This window comes from uncultured Clostridium sp., from assembly GCF_934754925.1.
Taxonomy (GTDB): domain Bacteria; phylum Bacillota; class Clostridia; order Clostridiales; family Clostridiaceae; genus Clostridium.
In genome coordinates, this window is record NZ_CAKVJA010000029.1 from 1 (window position 1) to 17,683 (window position 17,683).

General features: G+C 27.7%; 18 protein-coding genes and 1 riboswitch. Of the genes, 16 read left to right on the top strand and 2 right to left on the bottom strand.

The genetic code is table 11. The features are described from left to right. Positions 1-594: 594 nt before the first annotated feature. The 15 genes from Q0G30_RS09815 (at position 595) to Q0G30_RS09885 (ending at position 13,821) form a co-directional block, all read left to right on the top strand. Positions 595-777, top strand: a complete 183-nt coding sequence (locus Q0G30_RS09815; protein WP_294389303.1) for a (2Fe-2S)-binding protein — start codon at positions 595-597, stop codon at positions 775-777. 139 nt (positions 778-916) lie between these two features. Then, entirely contained in the window at positions 917-1,783 is an 867-nt protein-coding gene (locus tag Q0G30_RS09820; RefSeq protein ID WP_294389306.1) for an SDR family oxidoreductase, read from the top strand. Positions 1,784-1,999: 216 nt separating this feature from the next. Then, positions 2,000-4,087, top strand: a complete 2,088-nt coding sequence (locus Q0G30_RS09825; protein ID WP_294389307.1) for a molybdopterin-dependent oxidoreductase — start codon at positions 2,000-2,002, stop codon at positions 4,085-4,087. Between the two features lie 13 nt (positions 4,088-4,100). After that, positions 4,101-4,508: a 4Fe-4S dicluster domain-containing protein gene (locus tag Q0G30_RS09830; protein WP_294389311.1), complete on the top strand. Its 408-nt coding sequence runs from the start codon at positions 4,101-4,103 to the stop codon at positions 4,506-4,508. Continuing rightward, entirely contained in the window at positions 4,508-5,734 is a 1,227-nt protein-coding gene (locus tag Q0G30_RS09835) for an FAD-dependent oxidoreductase (RefSeq protein ID WP_294134415.1), read from the top strand. Before Q0G30_RS09830 ends, Q0G30_RS09835 begins: the two co-directional genes overlap by 1 nt. A 181-nt stretch (positions 5,735-5,915) precedes the next feature. Then, entirely contained in the window at positions 5,916-6,425 is a 510-nt protein-coding gene (gene mobB / locus Q0G30_RS09840) for a molybdopterin-guanine dinucleotide biosynthesis protein B (protein ID WP_195469674.1), read from the top strand. Beyond that, positions 6,420-6,555, top strand: a riboswitch (molybdenum cofactor riboswitch). (Overlaps the previous gene by 6 nt.) Positions 6,556-6,678: 123 nt before the next feature. After that, the gene (locus Q0G30_RS09845; RefSeq protein WP_294389313.1) at positions 6,679-7,884 is read left to right on the top strand and encodes a molybdopterin molybdotransferase MoeA; all 1,206 of its coding nucleotides are present in this window, start codon (positions 6,679-6,681) and stop codon (positions 7,882-7,884) included. A gap of 13 nt (positions 7,885-7,897) precedes the next feature. Then, entirely contained in the window at positions 7,898-8,473 is a 576-nt protein-coding gene (locus Q0G30_RS09850) for a molybdenum cofactor guanylyltransferase (protein ID WP_294134408.1), read from the top strand. Then, a complete protein-coding gene (locus Q0G30_RS09855) occupies positions 8,473-8,964 on the top strand; it encodes a MogA/MoaB family molybdenum cofactor biosynthesis protein (protein WP_294134405.1) in 492 nt (163 codons plus the stop codon). The genes Q0G30_RS09850 and Q0G30_RS09855 overlap by 1 nt, the downstream gene beginning before the upstream one ends. A gap of 17 nt (positions 8,965-8,981) precedes the next feature. After that, complete coding sequence (locus Q0G30_RS09860; RefSeq protein ID WP_294389315.1) at positions 8,982-9,998, top strand: molybdopterin-binding protein; 1,017 nt, start codon at positions 8,982-8,984, stop codon at positions 9,996-9,998. Between the two features lie 21 nt (positions 9,999-10,019). Beyond that, the gene (gene moaC, locus Q0G30_RS09865) at positions 10,020-10,496 is read left to right on the top strand and encodes a cyclic pyranopterin monophosphate synthase MoaC (RefSeq protein WP_294389317.1); all 477 of its coding nucleotides are present in this window, start codon (positions 10,020-10,022) and stop codon (positions 10,494-10,496) included. A gap of 17 nt (positions 10,497-10,513) precedes the next feature. Continuing rightward, positions 10,514-11,485 (top strand): GTP 3',8-cyclase MoaA, encoded by a 972-nt coding sequence (gene moaA, locus Q0G30_RS09870; protein WP_294389318.1) that lies wholly within the window; start codon positions 10,514-10,516, stop codon positions 11,483-11,485. 4 nt (positions 11,486-11,489) lie between these two features. Then, complete coding sequence (locus Q0G30_RS09875; RefSeq protein WP_294389320.1) at positions 11,490-11,948, top strand: MOSC domain-containing protein; 459 nt, start codon at positions 11,490-11,492, stop codon at positions 11,946-11,948. 287 nt (positions 11,949-12,235) lie between these two features. Next, on the top strand, positions 12,236-13,186 hold the full coding sequence (locus tag Q0G30_RS09880) for a TDT family transporter (protein ID WP_294389323.1): 951 nt from the start codon (positions 12,236-12,238) through the stop codon (positions 13,184-13,186). Positions 13,187-13,557: 371 nt separating this feature from the next. Then, complete coding sequence (locus Q0G30_RS09885) at positions 13,558-13,821, top strand: metal-sensing transcriptional repressor (RefSeq protein ID WP_294389353.1); 264 nt, start codon at positions 13,558-13,560, stop codon at positions 13,819-13,821. A 510-nt stretch (positions 13,822-14,331) separates the two neighbouring features. Here Q0G30_RS09885 and Q0G30_RS09890 read toward each other — a convergent pair. Further along, on the bottom strand, positions 14,332-14,838 hold the full coding sequence (locus Q0G30_RS09890) for a serine/threonine protein kinase (RefSeq protein WP_294389325.1): 507 nt from the start codon (positions 14,836-14,838) through the stop codon (positions 14,332-14,334). Between the two features lie 186 nt (positions 14,839-15,024). Between Q0G30_RS09890 and Q0G30_RS09895 the strand changes: the two genes are divergently transcribed. Continuing rightward, entirely contained in the window at positions 15,025-16,674 is a 1,650-nt protein-coding gene (locus tag Q0G30_RS09895) for a HAMP domain-containing sensor histidine kinase (RefSeq protein ID WP_294389326.1), read from the top strand. A 52-nt stretch (positions 16,675-16,726) separates the two neighbouring features. Here the strand turns inward: Q0G30_RS09895 and Q0G30_RS09900 are convergent, their stop codons facing one another. Continuing rightward, positions 16,727-17,566 carry an undecaprenyl-diphosphate phosphatase gene (locus Q0G30_RS09900; protein WP_294389328.1) on the bottom strand — a complete coding sequence of 280 codons (840 nt, stop codon included), beginning with the start codon at positions 17,564-17,566 and terminating at the stop codon, positions 16,727-16,729. Between the last annotated feature and the right edge of the window lie 117 nt (positions 17,567-17,683).

Here is a 17,683-nt window from a genome sequence, read left to right on the forward strand (position 1 = left end):
ACATCCGACTTTAGCAGGAGGTGCTTCCTTTTAAAAGGAAACTCACTCTTCACTATCGCTCAGAGGAGTAAGTTCATCTAACTAAATCAAGATTTAGAGATTCACTTAACGCTAATTTTATTCCAATAATAATTAAATTCTAAAGTTTATTATATAATACTTTCTTCCGGTTATATCATTAATTTTTCTCTATCACTGGCTTTAAAGCTTAGATCTACAATTTTCTGCATGTCCCTTTAAAAGTTAACGACTCCTGCTATATTTTATATAATAAATTGTTAACTTATAAATATATATTTTTAAATAAACTAAAAATATTAATATACAAATTAACTATAATATCAGAAAAATTTGTAGCACAAAACATTAACTATAAAGGGGCGCGTTATAAGCAGATACATGGAGAAAGAAAAAATGAAATACTAATTTGGAGGGAACAAAGATATAAATTCTAGGCGAAATTTCACCGTTCCAGGAAAATAAATATTTCATTTTTTCGCTTCCATGTGGTGCGCAATTTAGTTATTTGAATAGCAATAAGTGAAAGTGTTTAGACTATATATGGAACAGATTAATAGTATGGAGGTAAAGCATATGGATAAGAATAAGAAGATATGTCATTGTTTTAATGTATCAGTAGATGATATAGAAAGAGCAATAGAAAATGGGGCAGATACCTTTCAGGAGATTCAAGATGTAACTAATTGTGGAAAAGGTTGCGGATCATGTTTATCAAAGGCTAAAGCTGCTTTTGATGAATTGTTGAAGGAAAAATAGATTCAGTTACTTATAGTTAAAGGCTCACTATGATAAAAATATATTACGCATAGTGAGCTTTTTATAAAATTAATAAGTATTATAAGAATAAAAGTTACTAATAATAATTTATATTAAATAAATTATTAGGAGTGATAATATGAATTTTCCAACTAACTTTCCAGCACAGCATCAAGATAGACATCCAGGCTTTGAAAGTATAATGAAACCAGAGCCTATTTATTATGATGAAAATTATATTAAAAAAGGAGATTTGTTGAAAGATAAGGTTGCGATAATAACAGGAGGAGATAGTGGAATTGGAAGAGCTATATCTTTAGCTTATGCTTATCAAGGAGCAGATATTGTTATTATATACTATGATGAGTTAAAAGATGCAGAAGATACGAAAAATCTTATTGAAAAAATAGGTAGAAGGTGTGATATTATTCAAGGTGATATAGCAGATGGTAAGTTCTGCAATGAAGCTATAGAATCAGTAATTAAGAGTTATGGAAAAATAGATATTTTAGTAAATAATGCTGCAGTTCAGTATGAATGCAAAGATTTTAAGGAAATCACAGATATGCAATTTGATAAAACAATGAAAACCAATATTTATGGAACTTTTTATATGACTAGAGCTGCATTAAAATATATGAAGTCGGGAGCATGTATAATAAATACTGCGTCAGTTACTGCATATGCAGGTAATGAAAAATTAATAGATTATTCTATGACGAAAGGTGCAATAGTATCATTAACAAGATCCTTATCAACATCATTAGCTAAAAAGAAAAGTGGTATAAGAGTTAATGCAGTTGCACCAGGTCCAATATGGACACCATTAATTCCATCAAGCTTTCAATCTACAGAAATACCGCAATTTGGCTCAAATACACCTATGGCAAGAGCTGGACAGCCGGTTGAGTGTGCAGGAGCGTATGTATTTCTAGCTTCAGAAGCAGCATCCTATATTACTGGTCAAACTATTCATATAAACGGTGGAGAAATAGTAAATAGTTAAATTTTCATAAGCTATTAAGTTATTACTTAAATAACTTAATAGCTTAATTTTTATTAAATAAAAAGGTTTAAAGAAAAAGTATTGTTAAAGTAATGACAATAAACGCTTGAGTTGTGATTATAATCACAGTTAGGCGAAATCTTTAGTGATACAATTAATCTGAAATAATACTGAATATAGAGTTTATTAAAATTGTGAATTGGAGATGGAAGTAGTATGAAGAAGATTCAATCAACATGTAATTTATGTGCATTAGCATGTAATGTAGATTTTTATGTAGAAAATGGTAAAATAGCTAAGGTTTCACCTACTGTTGATTATCCTGTAAATAAAGGTTTTTGTTGCATAAAAGGGTTAAACTTAGATAAGCAACAAACTAAAATTAAAGCAAGAAAGAATCCTTTATTAAGAGATGAAAATGGAGAGATGAAAGAAATTTCATGGGAAGAAGGCTTTAAAACATTTGCTAAAAAAATGACAAGCATTCAAGAAAAATACGGAAAAGAAAGTGTTGCTTTCATTAGTACAGGTCAAATGCCAACAGAAGATATGGCTTTACTAGGACATGTAGGTAGAAATTATATGGGAATAAATGGGGATGGTAATACGAGATTATGTATGGCTACATCAGTAGTTGCACATAAACAAAGTTTTGGATTTGATGCTCCACCGTATACATTAAATGATGCAGAACTTTCAGATACAATAATTTTAATTGGAGCAAATCCAGTTATAGCTCATCCAGTATTTTGGGGACGTATTAGAGAAAATAAAGAAGCAAAAATAATAACTATAGATCCAAGAAAGTCAGAAACAGCTATGAATTCAGATATATGGATAGACATTAAGCCAAAGGCTGACTTAGTATTAATGTATACTTTAGCTAATGTATTAATAGAAAAAGGATATATTGATACAAATTACATAGAAAATCATACAGAAGGATATGAAGACTTTAAGAATCATGTAGCTAAATTTACGTTAGATACAGTTGAAGCTGAAACAGGAATAAGTGCAGAAAGAGTAGTAGAACTTGCAGAAATAATTCATGCAGGAGAAAGAGTTTCGTTCTGGTGGACAATGGGAGTTAACCAAGGGTATCAAGCAGTTAGAACAGCTCAATCTATAATTAACTTAGCGTTAATAACAGGAAATATTGGAAGACCAGGAACAGGTGCAAACTCTTTAACAGGGCAATGTAATGCTATGGGATCAAGAGCATTTAGTAATACAGCAGGTTTATTCGGTGGTGGAGACTTTGATAATCCAGTACGTAGAAAAGCTGTAGCAGAAGCTTTAGGTGTAGATGAAAGTGTGCTTGCTACAAAACCAACAATTCCTTACAATGCTATAATTGAAAAAGCTATTGCAGGTGAAATTAAGGGGTTATGGGTAATTTGTACAAATCCTAGACATTCATGGGCAAATAATGAAGAATTTGAAAAGTGCGTTAAGAATTTAGATTTCTTTGTTGTTCAAGATATATATGAAGATACTGATAGTGCTAAGCTTTGTGATTTATACTTACCTTCAGTACCAGCACTTAAAAAAGAAGGTGTATTAATTAACACTGAAAGAAGATTATCAAAGGTTAATCCTGTAATTGCTAAAGAAGAAGGAGAATTATCAGATTTTGAAATCTTCTATAACATAGGTAAAGAACTTGGAATGGGAGACTTATTAAATGGATGGGAAACTCCAAGATCTACATTTGAATTATTAAAGAAATGTTCTAAAGGAATGCCTTGTGATATAACAGGTGTAACTTACGAAATGTTAGAAGGACCAAATATGGAAGGTTCAAGAGGAGTTCAATGGCCATTTAGAGCTGGAGAAACTTTAGTTGAGGATGAAAGAAGATTATATGAAGATGGTAACTATTATACTCCATCAAAGAAAGCTAAATTCCACTTTGAAGATATAGCTGAAAATCCAAATCAAACAAGTGAAGAATTCCCATACATATTCAACTCAGGAAGAGGAACAGTAGGTCAATGGCATACTCAAGTAAGATCAAGAGAAATCGCTGAATCAGAAAGAATTTACTCTAAAGAATCTTATGCATTTATGCATCCAGAGTTGGCAGCAGAATTAAATATAACTGAAAATGAAAGAGTTAGTATAGCATCTCAAAATGGAGTAACTAAAGATTTTACTATAAAAATATCTGATCATGTTAAGAAAGATCATTTATATGCTCCAATGCATTATATTGAAACAAATGGACTTACTCCTTCAGTTTACGATCCATATTCAAAGGAACCATCATTTAAAACAGTTGCAGTAAATATCATTAAAAAGTAAAGGGTGACTAAAGATGAAAAGAATTAAAATAGATAGAGATAAATGTGTAGGTTGTTTAACTTGTACAACTGCATGTATTGTAGCTCATGAATCAGAAGATACAAGAAGTAGAATAACAATAGATAGCGCTGGGAAATATGCACCTATTTTCTGTAGACATTGTGATAGACCTGAATGTGTTTATACTTGTATGACTGGTGCTATGAGTAAAAATAAAGAAACAGGATTAGTTGAATATAACAAAGAACATTGTGCTAGCTGTTACATGTGTATAATGGCATGTCCTTATGGTGTTTTAAAAGCTGATAGTAGAATGCATAAAGAAATAATGAAATGTGATGCATGTAAGGCGCATGGAACTGCACAATGTGTAGCTAAATGTCCAATGGGAGCAATTACTTTAGAGGAGGTAACTGAATAATGAGATATGTAGTTATAGGAGCCTCTGCTGCAGGTATAAGTGGAGCTAAAACTTTAAGAGAACTAGATAAAGAAGCTGAAATAGTATTAGTATCAAAGGATGAAAATGTATATTCAAGATGTATACTTCATCACTACATTTCAAATCATAGAGATGTTGATGCATTAAACTTTACAAGTAAAGAATTCTTTGAAGAAAATAACATAACTTGGATGAAAGGTTTAGAAGTAAAGGCTCTTAATGATAAAGATCAAGTTTTAGAATTATCAAGTGGTGAAACTTTAAGTTATGATAAATTATTAGTCTGTAGTGGGGCATCTGCATTTATACCACCAGTTCCAGGACTTAGAGAAGGTAATAATGTAGTTGGATTAAGAAATTTAGATGATGCTATATTAATAAAGGAGCAAGCTAAGAAGGTTAAAAATGTAGTAGTTTTAGGAGCTGGGCTTGTTGGAATAGATGCAGTTAGTGGATTACTTGGACAAGGATTAAATATATCTTTAGTTGAAATGAGTAATAAGATACTTCCATTACAATTAGACAAGCATGCATCTGATGTCTATGAAAAGAAGTTTATTGAAGAAGGTGTTTCTTTAAAATTAGATGTTAAAGCTGAAAAATTACTTTTAGATGAAAATAATAACCCTAAAGCTTTATTATTAAACACAGGTGAAGAAGTACCATGTGAATTAGTAGTAGTTGCTACAGGTGTTAGATCAAATATTGCATTTATGGAAAATAGTAATGTTGAATGTGATAGATTTGGATTAATAATTGATGCAAAAGGAAAGACTAATGTTGAAAACATATATGGAGCTGGGGATGTAACTGGTAGAAATCCAATATGGCCAACAGCTGTAAAAGAAGGTATAATTGCAGCACATAATATGTTAGGAAAAGAAATGATAATGACTGACTTCTTTGGAAGTAAAAATACAATGAACTTTGTAGGAATAGCTACCATGTCTCTTGGAATGGTAGAACCAGCTGATGAAACTTATATAGTTGAAACTAAAGTTGAAGGGGATAACTACAAGAAGATAATTCATAAAGATGGAAAGATTTATGGAGCTATAATTCAAGGAGATTTATCTTACGCGGGAGTTTTAACTCAGCTTATTAAAGAAAATATTGATGTTTCTAAAGTAACTAAAAGCTTATTTGATATAGATTATGCAGATTTCTTTAACATAGAAAAGAATTTTGAGTTTAGCTATAAGTAATATTATAAATCTTTGATTTAGAATATTAATTCAGTTAAAATAAATTAAAAAGAGTTAGAGGAAGAAATTAAATTTTAAATATAAATTTTCCTCTAACTTATTAAATTTAAGTGACATATTTACAAAATAAATAAAAATCTATATAATGCAAACTAAAAATATAATATAAAGGATGAATTTAATGTCCAAGGTAGTTAATATAGTTGGGTCAAGTTCTAATGTTGGAAAAACTTATTTACTTGAAGGGTTAATAAAAGAACTAAAAGTTAGAGGATATAGTATAGCAACTATAAAACATGATGTTCATGGATTTGATATAGATAAAAAAGGAAAAGATACATATAAACATAGAGAAGCAGGTTCAGAAACAGTAATAATTTCTTCTAAAAATAGACTTGCAATGATAAAAGAATTGAAAGAAGAAACTGAACTTAATGATATTATTAAAATGGTATTAGATAAAGATATTATTTTAATTGAAGGATATAAAAAAAGTAATTTAAGAAAAATAGAAGTATTTAGAAGTGGAGTAAGTGAAAAGATAATAACTCCTAAGGAAAAAATAATTGCAGTTGCAAGTGATATTAATATAGATATTGATGATATAATTATAGTAGATAGAGAAGATTATAAAAAGCTTGCAGACTTAATTGAAAAGGAAAAAGAATTTAGTTTTGAAAATTATCAATAAAATATTTTCTAGAGCTGAGTAGCCTAAGGATATAATCTATGGAGCTTATGCCGGAATTTATATAATTCAAGGGTGATATTTGAAAAGATATTATCTCCACGTTTTGGGAAGGAAAATAAGTTGATTTAAATATATTTAATTATTTACTAGTTAATTTAAAACCAAGAATTTAGGTTTTTATATTTAAAATAGGCTTATTACTCATACCTAAAATATGAAGTAATAAGCCTATTTTTAGTTAAGAGGTGAGTAAATGAAGTCATTTATATCGTTAGAAGAATCAATAAGTATATTAAATGATAATGTAAAACATCTAGAAACTGAAGAAGTTAATTTAAGAAATGGAACAAAAAGAGTATTAGCAGAAGATATTTACTCTATAATTGACAATCCACCATTTAATAAATCAGCTATGGATGGATATGCAATAATAGCAGAAGATAGCAAATCAAAAGAAAAAATTAAGATTGTAGATAAGGTTTTTGCAGGAGATGTGTGTAATAGTGAAGTTACATCAAAAACTGCAGTTAGAATAATGACAGGGGCACCTATACCAAAGGGAGCAACAGCAGTAATAAAACAAGAAGATGTTACTTTAATTGATGATAATTTTATTATTTTAAACAAAGTTCTAAAGGATGATGAGAATATTTGTTTTAAAGGTGAGGATATAAGTAAAGGAAAATTGTTAGTTAATAAAGGAAAGAAGCTAGATTTTGCAGATATAGGAATTATAGCAAGTACAGGAATAGAAAAAATTAAAGTTTATAAACTGCCTAAAATAGCTTTAATTAGTACAGGAGATGAGGTTATAGATGTAGAAGAGAAACTAATTCCTGGAAAAATATTTAATAGCAATAAATATAGTATAATTTCTAGAATTAAGGAATTAGACTATGATATTCAATATAGTACACATGTAAAAGATATAGAGAATCAAATAGAAAAATGTATAAATAGCATTTCAAATGATATGGATATAATAATAACTACTGGAGGAGTTTCAGTAGGAGAGAAAGATTTATTAAATAAAGCTATAGATAATATTAATGGTAAAAGGTTATTTTGGAAAGTTAAAATGAAGCCAGGTTCAGCTGTACTTTGCAGTAAGGTAAATAATGCTTTAGTTATTAGTTTATCAGGAAACCCCACAGCTGCTCTAACAGCATTTGAGCTTTTTGTAAAAACATCGCTAGAAAAGATGTGTGGATATGATGAAGTAAAAGTAAAAAGAGAAAAAGCAATATTATGCAATGATTTTACTAAGAAAAGTCCTCAAAGAAGATTTATTAGAGCAAGAGCTGAGATTGAAGATGGAAAACAAGTTGCATATATAACTCAAATTAAAAGTGGAAATGGAATATTAAGTTCTAATTTGAATTCAAATTGTATGATAGATGTTCAAGGTGGAAGTGAAGGACTTAATGCAGGAGATATAATAGATATCATAAAGTTTTAAGGAGAAGATACTTATGATAAATAAAACTTTAGCTATTTTAGCTGGTGGAAAAAGTAGTAGAATGAACTACAATAATAAGGCATTATTGAGTTATAAAGAAAAAAAATTTATAGAATATATAATTGAAGCTGGGAAGGACTATAAAGAAATAATTATAATTTCAAATAATCTACAAGAATATAAGGGATTTAATTTGAGAGTAGTTGAAGATATATATAAGGGAAATGGTCCATTAAGCGGAATACATTCAGCACTTATTAACTCAACTACAGATAAGGTTTTATGCATTGCTTGTGATATGCCGTTAATTACTCAAAATGTATTAAATGTTATAGGAAATTATAATGGAGAATATGATGTATTAGTACCAAGAGTTAATGAAAGATTGCAACCTTTATGTGGTATATATTCTAAAAGTATTCTTCCTAAGATTGAAGAAGCAATAAAAGAAAATAATAATAAACTTCAATTATTAATAAGATCATTAAACTTAAAAGTCATTGAAGGCGATGATAAAAGTAAATTTATAGAAAGAGATTTTTCAAATATAAATACTGAGAAAGAATATAGAGAATTGGAGGAAGTGTGATGTATACAGTTGGAATAATTACAAGTAGTGATAAGGGATATGCAGGTGAAAGAGAAGATAAAAGTGGAGAAGTAGTAAGACAATTAGTTGAAGCAGCTGGATTTACTGTAGAAAAACAAATTATATTACCTGATGATAGAGAAATGCTTGCAAATGAGTTTAAAGTAATGTGTGATGAACTTAAAGTTAACTTAGTCTTAAGCACTGGAGGAACAGGATTTTCTAAAAGAGATATTACTCCAGAAGCCACAAGAGATATAATAGAGAGAGAAGCACCTGGAATATGTGAAGCAATAAGAATGTATAGTATGCAAATCACAAAAAGGGCTATGCTTTCAAGGGCTGTATCAGGTATAAGAAAAGATACATTAATAGTGAATTTACCAGGAAGCCCTAAAGCTTGTAAAGAAGCATTAGATTATGTATTAGATGATATTAAACATGGAATTGATATATTATTAGGAACTTCAAAGGAATGTGCTAGAAAATAAAAAGGAGGTATGTAACAATGAAAATGATAAAGGTTGAAGATGCTGTAGGAACTATATTATCTCATGATGTAACTCAGATAATTCCAGGTGAATTTAAGGGGAGACTTTTTAAAAAAGGTCATATAATTAAAGAGGAAGATATTGAAAAGTTATTGTCAATAGGGAAAGAACATGTATATGTTTGGGAACCTGTTGAGGGTCAACTTCATGAAAATGATGCAGCAACAAGAGTTTCAAATTTAGTTGTTGGAGAAGGAATTAAGCTTTCAGACGAGATTAAAGAGGGAAAAGTTGATTTTTTTGCTGATAGAGATGGCGTTTTAAAAATAGATAAGTCTAATTTATTTAAATTAAACTCAGTTGGAGAAATTATAGTATCGACATTACATAATAATACTCCTATAAAAAAAGGTGAAAAAGTTGGAGCAACAAGAGTTATTCCATTAATTATAGATGAAGAAAAAATTATAACTGCTGAAAATCTAATTAAAGAAAAAATAATAAGTGTGGCTGAAATAAAACCTAAGAAATGTCTTTTAATAACTACAGGAAATGAAGTATACAAAGGCAGAATTAAAGATGCCTTCTTACCTGTTATAAAACAAAAACTTGGGTATTATGGTAGTGAAGTTATAAGACAAGTAATCTTACCAGATGAAAAAGAAAGAATAATTGAAGAAATTCAAAGAGGATTATCAGATGATGTAGATATGATTATATGTACAGGAGGAATGTCAGTAGATCCAGATGACGTAACTCCTACAGCTATAAAAGAATGTGGTGGAGAACTTGTGACTTATGGATCTCCTGTACTTCCAGGGGCCATGTTTTTATTAGCTTACCATAGAAATACTCCAATATTAGGAGTTCCAAGTTGTGCTATGTATTCTAAGAGAACAGTTTTAGATTTAGTATTGCCTAGAGTATTAAGCGATGAAAGGTTATCATTAGATGATATAGTAGAATATGGTCATGGTGGATTATGTTTAGATTGTAAAGTATGTACATTCCCACATTGTTCATTTGGTAAATAGGATAAATATGTAGGAGGAATTATGGATAATAAATTAACACACTTTGATAATAGTGGAAATGCTAGAATGGTAGATGTTTCTGGAAAGAAAGAAACTGCAAGAGTTGCAGTTGCGGTTTCAAAAATAAGAGTAAGTAAAGAAACATTAGAACTTATTGAGGCCGGAAAAATTGGAAAAGGAGATGTATTAGGAGTTGCTAGAGTTGCAGGAATAATGGCTAGTAAGCAAACATCAAATTTAATTCCAATGTGCCATCCTTTAATGATTAGCAGTTGTAATGTAGATTTTGATATAAATAGAGAAGAAAGCTATATTGGAATAACAGCCACAGTAAAAATAGTTGACAAGACAGGGGTTGAAATGGAGGCTTTAACAGCAGCTACGGTTGCTGCACTAACTATTTATGATATGTGTAAAGCTGTAGATAAAAGAATGGTTATAGAAGAAACTCATTTACTTAAAAAAACAGGAGGAAAGAGTGGGGAGTTTAACTTTTAAATTACCCTTTAATTAATATGAAAGATAAATTTGGAAGAGAAATAGATTATTTAAGGGTATCAGTAACTGATAATTGTAATTTAAGATGTATTTATTGCATGGATGAAAAAAATAATAAATTCTTAAATAATGATGAGAAGTTAACTGATGATGAAATATATAAAGTTATAAAAGAAAGTGCAAAGTTAGGAATAAAAAAGATAAGAATAACTGGCGGAGAACCATTGGTAAGGCCTAATATTATTAAATTAATAAGCAAAATAAATACTATTAAAGAAATTGAGGAAATTTACTTGACCACAAATGGTATTTTACTTGCAGATATGATAGATGAATTAGCTATTAATGGTCTTAAGGGTGTAAATATTAGCTTAGACTCTCTACAAGAAGAAAGGTTTAATAAGTTAACTAGAGTAGGAAAACTAGATAAAGTATTAAGAGCCATAGATAAAGCTATTGAATTAGGATTAAAGGTTAAATTAAATACTGTTATAGTTAATGATATAAATAAAGATGAGATATTAGATTTTGTGAAGCTTACAATGGAAAAGCCTATAGATGTTAGATTTATAGAACTTATGCCAATAGGTGTTGCAGTTAATTATAAGGGTGCTACTAATGAGGAAGTATTAAAGATTATATCAGAAACTTATCAAGAATACGAAGAGTTGATTAGAAGTAAAAGTGGGGGCCCTGCATCTTATATAAGACTTAAGAATGGAAAAGGAAAAATAGGTTTTATAAGTGCTATAAGTAATTGCTTTTGTGAAGAGTGTAACAGAATTAGATTAACTCCGGAGGGGTTTTTAAAGCAGTGTTTGCATTTTGATTATGGAGTAGACTTAAAAAGCAAACTTAGAGAAAATATAAGTGATGAAGAGCTTAAAAAGATAATTTACGATAATATTTATGATAAACCTGAAAAACACTTATTTTTAAAAAAGAGCGATCATAAAGAATTAAAATTTATGAATCAAATTGGAGGATAGGACAATGGGAAAAGTTATAGCTATATGTACAAGCAAACATAAAGGAACACTTAAAAATGAAGTTTCAGAAGCAAATTTTATAGAAGAGTTTGGAATAGAAGGAGATGCACATGCTGGAAAATGGCATAGACAAGTAAGTCTTTTAGCCTTAGAAAAAATTGAAGATTTCAGAAATAAAGGTGGAAATGTTGATTTTGGTGCCTTTGGAGAAAACTTAGTTATTGAGGGCTTTGAGCTAAATAAATTACCAGTAGGACAAAGATTAACTATAGGAAAAGAAGTTTTATTAGAGGTTACTCAAATAGGTAAAGAATGCCATGATAAGTGTGCGATTTATTATCAAGTTGGTGAATGTATAATGCCTAAAAATGGCATATTTACAAGAGTATTAAAGGGTGGAAAAGTAAAAGTTGGAGATGAAGCTACTTTAGTAAAGAATGATAAAAAAATATTAAGCTTATAATATTAAGAGGTGTGTATTTCGCATCTCTTTTTATAATATAAAGAAGTTTTACTATATAGTATAGATATTAATATTAAAAAAATAAAATTTAATTAAAAAATTAACAATATTGTGATAAAAATCACATATTAAACAATGAATTATATATATAATTTAAGTTGTCCGTTGGAATTTAGGAGAAGTTGTTGATTTTAAAGTGAAAAAATTAACAAAATGATTAAATTCCAGGTAAATGTACAATATATATTATAGAACTTATTTTATTATTATTTATTTTAGGAGGAATTATGAATAATAAATCATTATTACAAAAGATTGAAAACCTGCCGGTTCCAATTTTACCAACAATGGTAGGTGCATTTACTTTATCAAATGTGTATTTAAATATGGGGTATACATGGATAAGACATATAACTGCATGGGCAACAATTTTAATATTAATAGCATATATAACAAAAATAGTTGTATATCCTAAAACTTGCATGAAAGAATACTCTAATACTGTACCAGCATCTCTTTATGCAGGATTTACAATGATAACTATGATTTTAGGAAGTTATTTTTATAATGCAAGTCCAGTATTTGGTAAGACGTTATGGTTTGCAGGATTAATTTTACATGCAATACATATTTTAATTTTTACGTATAGAAATGTTTTAAAAGGCGTTAATATGCAAACTTTTGTTCCAAGTTGGTTTGTTACTTATAACGGTATTATGGTTTCAACAGTTGTTGGAGGAGTAATGAATGAGCCTTTAATAGGAAAAATAGTTGTTTATTACGGAATTGCTATATTCACAATTATAATACCATTTATGATTTATAGATTAGCAAAATATGAATTAAAAGATCCAATGTTCCACACTCAAGCAATTGTACTTGCTCCATCAAGTCTTTGCTTAGTAAGTTACCTTAACTTTATTGAAACACCTAATAAATTTATAATATATTACTTATACTTTGCAGTAATTTGTGCATTAATATTTATTTTAATTAAATTACCAAAATTCTTCTCATATGTATTCCATCCAGGATTTGCTGGTCTTACTTTCCCTATGGCTATAGGAATAGTAGCTTCAACTAAAATGGCAGCATATTTAACAGGTCAAGGATATGAGACTTTTGGAAATATTGTTAAGCAGATATCAGGAATACAATTATATATTACTACAGGTATAATATCATTAGTATTATTTAAATTCTTTATGATGTTAGTAGATAGTTATAAAAATAAATAATAAAAAGCTTCTAGTATATAATACTAGAAGCTTTTTATTATATCAAAAATAAGTTTGCTTAATAATGTTTAGTGGGTTTATCGATTTCAAAAGGAGTATTTTCATTAGCTTTATTTTTAACCTTTTCTGCATAATCTTTGCAGCTTGGATCAGATTTTGTAGGACATTTACTCATATAATTCACCTCTTTAAATAATATACACTTATTTTTTACTATAGAAAATAAATTATGTGTGAAAAATACAGGCATAAGTAGAAATAAAAACTTGAATTAAAAAACAATAATGATAAATAATAATATATATTGACTTATAAAAAAATTTTTTTATAATATAACCATACTCCCCTAAGGGGAGGTGAATTTGGAGGCGATTATGGAAGAAAGAAAAAAGGCAATTCAAAATCTTAAAATAGCAAGAGGACAAATTGAAGGAATAATTAAGATGATTGAAGATGAAAGATATTGTATAGATATATCTAATCAAATAATTGCAGTTCAATCATTATTAAAAAAATCTAATATAGAAATTTTAAGAAGACATTTAGATCATTGTGTAAAAGATGCAATTTTAAATAGTAATGGAGATGAGAAAATAGATGAAATTATAAGTCTATTTGAAAAAATCTCAAAATAACTAAATTACGCACTACATGGGGCGAAAAAATGAAATATTTATTTTCCGGGAACGGTGAAATTTTCGCCTAGAATTTATATCTTTGTTCCATTGAACTTGCTAAAGTTGTAAAAGCCGCTGACGCTTCAATACAACTTCTTTACGCAAGTTAAATTCCACAAAGATTAAATTCTACGGCTTAATTTCAATATTCCCTCCAAATTAATATTTCATTTTTTCTTTTTCCATGTATTTGCTTATAACATGCCCCTTTTATAGTTAATGCTTTGTGCTACAAATTATTTTGATAGAATAGTTATCTTTTTAATTAAGAATATTTTATTAAATGTAAGGTATTTTTAGTTAATTATTTTTTTAGATAAAATATAGCAGAACTTTATAGGGGTTCATTTAAAAATTGTAGATATAAGATTTAATTTTTAGCATCACGGCGTTAACGCGATGATGCGCTTAGGAGTATCTTAAGAGGTGTCTGTAGTTATGGATGACGAAATTATGAGCGTCAATCCACTAATCTAGTAATTCAGGTTTATATAATAATAAATTCTTTAAAAAAGTATCAAATAAATTTAGTTTTACAAGTATTTTAATTATATCCTTTGGATAAGGAGTAACTTTTGTATATGGTTTTCTAGGATTTATAATCATTAATTTTTCATTTTTATCTATAAATATATGAGCATTTCTAATATTAATTCTTTTGAATTTTAATCTTTTTAAATCTTCAATTAGTTCAATTAATTCTATAGTAAGGTTATATGATAATCCATGAGTTTTAAGGTATTGGAATAAATTATCTCCTTCTACATATTCTCTAATTACGATATTACTAATTCTAATAATTACATTAGGGAAAAAACGGCTATTTTTAACATTATCAAGAATAGCAACTTCCTTTTTTGCTGCTTTTATTGTATTAAAGCATTTTAAGGCAAATTTTTCAGGAGTTAGATAGACAGTACCTTCAGCTCCAGATCCAAGCAAAACACAATCATTTAATTCAATAAGATTATTCATAAAATCACTTAAGTTATTGTTTACAATATTATATGCAGTATGGATAAAATTTTCTTATATTAAGAAAAGAGTAATTTTATTTGGAAAATTAAAATTAAGTTTTTAAAAATATAGATAAAATGATATATATATGTTAATATTGTGAGGAATAAAAATTAAAAAGAAAATGGGGGCAGTAGGAAAAATATGAATAATAATGAAAAATATGAAGAAAAAAGTAAAAGATATATTACTTATATGTTTATATCTACTGTAGTGTTTTTATTGTGTGCATTTGGAGCAATAAGATTAATTGACGTTAATAAAATAAATTCTTTACCAATACTTGAAGATTTAAATTCCATTAATATAATTATGGGAATAATAGCGATTCCTTGTTGTTTATTATATTACTATATGTATAGAAATAATGAATTTTTTATTTTGACGTTATCTTATATAAGTATTTTTATTGAATATGTTTATGTAAATTATATTGTTGCAAGTGTAGGAATATCAGAACATTTAATAAGTTTTCCTTTCATTTTTAGAATATTTTTGTTAACTATTGCAATTTTCAATAATAGTAAATATGCAAAAAAGATTATTGAGAAAAAGAGAATTTCCGTAATTTTAGTCATAATAATTAATATTATTATGACATATATAGAAGTAAGATTTGGAGTAAATATATTTTTTACTAAAAAAAATATATTAATTTGGAATGTATTTCAAATTAGTATATTAGTTTACTATTTGGTATTATTGATTCTATTAGCTATAAGATGTATGAGAAAAAGAGAATTTATATATACAATTTTTATAACAAGTATTAGTATATTCACAGTTAGAAGAGTTTTTTATTTTTCTATATTTAAAAATTATAGTAATAAGATTATTGAATATAATAAAGCATTAACTTTTATAGCATATCTTATATTACTTATTGGATTATATATTGAAGTGGTTAGAAGAATTGAAGAAAGTATTAGATTAAATAGACAAGTAAATGATTTTCAAAAGTTAAAAATAAAATATAAAGAGATAAAAGTAGTTGAAAAGGCAAAGGGACAGTTTTTTGCAAATTTATCACATGAAATAAAAACTCCAATAAATATAATTTATTCATGTGTTCAATTATTAGATATAAACAAAAAAGAAGGAGAAAGGGAATTATGGAATTCATATAACAAATATGATAATACTATAAAGCAAAATTGCTATAGATTATTAAGGCTTGTAAATAATTTAGTGGATATGACTAAATTAGATTCCGGATATATGAATTTAAGCTTTGTTAATTATGAAATTGTTAGTTTAGTTGAAGATATAACACTATCAATTATTCCATATGTTGAATCTAAAAATATTAACGTATTATTTGATACATATATTGAAGAGTTAGAAATAAAATGTGATCCAGAAAGTATAGAAAGAGTTATTTTAAATTTGCTATCAAATGCAGTTAAATTTACTAATAACAATGGTAATATCTTTGTTTTAATGGATGCAGATGATGATTATGTTACTATAAGAATTAAAGATGATGGGGTAGGCGTATCAGAGGAAGTGCAAGAAGAAATATTTAAAAGATTTGTACAAGAAGATAAATCCCTTAATAGAAAAAAAGAAGGAAGTGGGATAGGATTAGCCTTAGTTAAATCTTTAGTTGAATTACATAATGGACAAGTATATCTAGAAAAAGGAATAGAAAAGGGTAGTGAATTTGTTGTTAAGCTACCTAACGTTAGAATTGAGAATAAAGAAGAAAATGATAATAAAATAATTGATGTAGAAAATAAGCCATTAGTACAAAAAATACATATAGAGTTTTCTGATATATATGAATTATATTAAAATAAGGCTATAAAAGAGGAACTGCAATTTAGCAGTTCCCTTTTATGTATAATTATCTAATAATATAAAAGTATAAAAGAACAATTATACCTAATATAATTCTATACCAACCAAAAACTTTAAAATCATTATTTTTGATATAAGACATTAAGAATTTAATAGCAAGTATTGATACTATAAAGGCTACAATCATACCTACTAATAGTATTGCTAACTCGCTTCCTGTTATTACAAATCCAGTTTGTAGCCCAAATTTAACAAGTTTTAAGGCGCTAGCTCCAAACATAACAGGAATTGCAAGGAAGAAAGTGAATTCAGCTGCTACAGTTCGAGATACACCAATTAATAATGCTCCAACTATAGTTGCACCAGAACGAGAAGTTCCAGGGAAAACAGCTGCAATAAGTTGGAAAAGACCTATCATAATTGCTACCGTATAAGTTATTTCAGCTAAACTATTAATCTTAGGTTTTTTACCTTTGTTGTAGTTTTCTATAACTATAAATAAAATACCAAATAAGATTAGCATTATAGAAACTGTTGTAGGATTATAGAATAATGCATTAAGCTGATCATCAAATAAAAGTCCAACAATAGCAGCAGGAACACATGCAATTAGTATTTTAACCCACATTATTAATGTATCTTTTTCTATTTTAATTCCATTATCATATTTAAAAGGAAATATTTTTTTCCAATATAATAAAATAACTGCAAAGATAGCCCCAAGTTGTATAACAACTAAAAACATATCCATAAATTCTTTAGAAACATTTAGTTTTAAGAATTCATCTACTAGAATCATATGACCAGTACTACTAATAGGAAGCCATTCTGTAATACCTTCGACGATACCAAGGATTATGGCTTTAATAATTTCTAAAAATTCCATCAAATTACCTCCATTATATAACTATATTTAATTTAATTACTTTTCCATTATATATAATATCAATGATTTATTAAAGAAAAAATAATAAATTAACATAAAATTTTAACAAATTTGGAT

Bases quoted from the DNA above. Each gene is read 5' to 3' on its own strand.
- mobB (WP_195469674.1), top strand. From the start codon at position 5,916: ATGTCCAAGGTAGTTAATATAGTTGGGTCAAGTTCTAATGTTGGAAAA.
- Q0G30_RS09850 (WP_294134408.1), top strand. From the start codon at position 7,898: ATGATAAATAAAACTTTAGCTATTTTAGCTGGTGGAAAAAGTAGTAGA.
- Q0G30_RS09880 (WP_294389323.1), top strand. From the start codon at position 12,236: ATGAATAATAAATCATTATTACAAAAGATTGAAAACCTGCCGGTTCCA.
- moaC (WP_294389317.1), top strand. From the start codon at position 10,020: ATGGATAATAAATTAACACACTTTGATAATAGTGGAAATGCTAGAATG.
- Q0G30_RS09875 (WP_294389320.1), top strand. From the start codon at position 11,490: ATGGGAAAAGTTATAGCTATATGTACAAGCAAACATAAAGGAACACTT.
- Q0G30_RS09835 (WP_294134415.1), top strand. From the start codon at position 4,508: ATGAGATATGTAGTTATAGGAGCCTCTGCTGCAGGTATAAGTGGAGCT.
- Q0G30_RS09830 (WP_294389311.1), top strand. From the start codon at position 4,101: ATGAAAAGAATTAAAATAGATAGAGATAAATGTGTAGGTTGTTTAACT.
- Q0G30_RS09820 (WP_294389306.1), top strand. From the start codon at position 917: ATGAATTTTCCAACTAACTTTCCAGCACAGCATCAAGATAGACATCCA.
- Q0G30_RS09825 (WP_294389307.1), top strand. From the start codon at position 2,000: ATGAAGAAGATTCAATCAACATGTAATTTATGTGCATTAGCATGTAAT.
- Q0G30_RS09845 (WP_294389313.1), top strand. From the start codon at position 6,679: ATGAAGTCATTTATATCGTTAGAAGAATCAATAAGTATATTAAATGAT.
- Q0G30_RS09860 (WP_294389315.1), top strand. From the start codon at position 8,982: ATGAAAATGATAAAGGTTGAAGATGCTGTAGGAACTATATTATCTCAT.
- moaA (WP_294389318.1), top strand. From the start codon at position 10,514: ATGAAAGATAAATTTGGAAGAGAAATAGATTATTTAAGGGTATCAGTA.
- Q0G30_RS09890 (WP_294389325.1), bottom strand. From the start codon at position 14,838: ATGAATAATCTTATTGAATTAAATGATTGTGTTTTGCTTGGATCTGGA.
- Q0G30_RS09900 (WP_294389328.1), bottom strand. From the start codon at position 17,566: ATGGAATTTTTAGAAATTATTAAAGCCATAATCCTTGGTATCGTCGAA.
- Q0G30_RS09815 (WP_294389303.1), top strand. From the start codon at position 595: ATGGATAAGAATAAGAAGATATGTCATTGTTTTAATGTATCAGTAGAT.
- Q0G30_RS09855 (WP_294134405.1), top strand. From the start codon at position 8,473: ATGTATACAGTTGGAATAATTACAAGTAGTGATAAGGGATATGCAGGT.
- Q0G30_RS09895 (WP_294389326.1), top strand. From the start codon at position 15,025: ATGAATAATAATGAAAAATATGAAGAAAAAAGTAAAAGATATATTACT.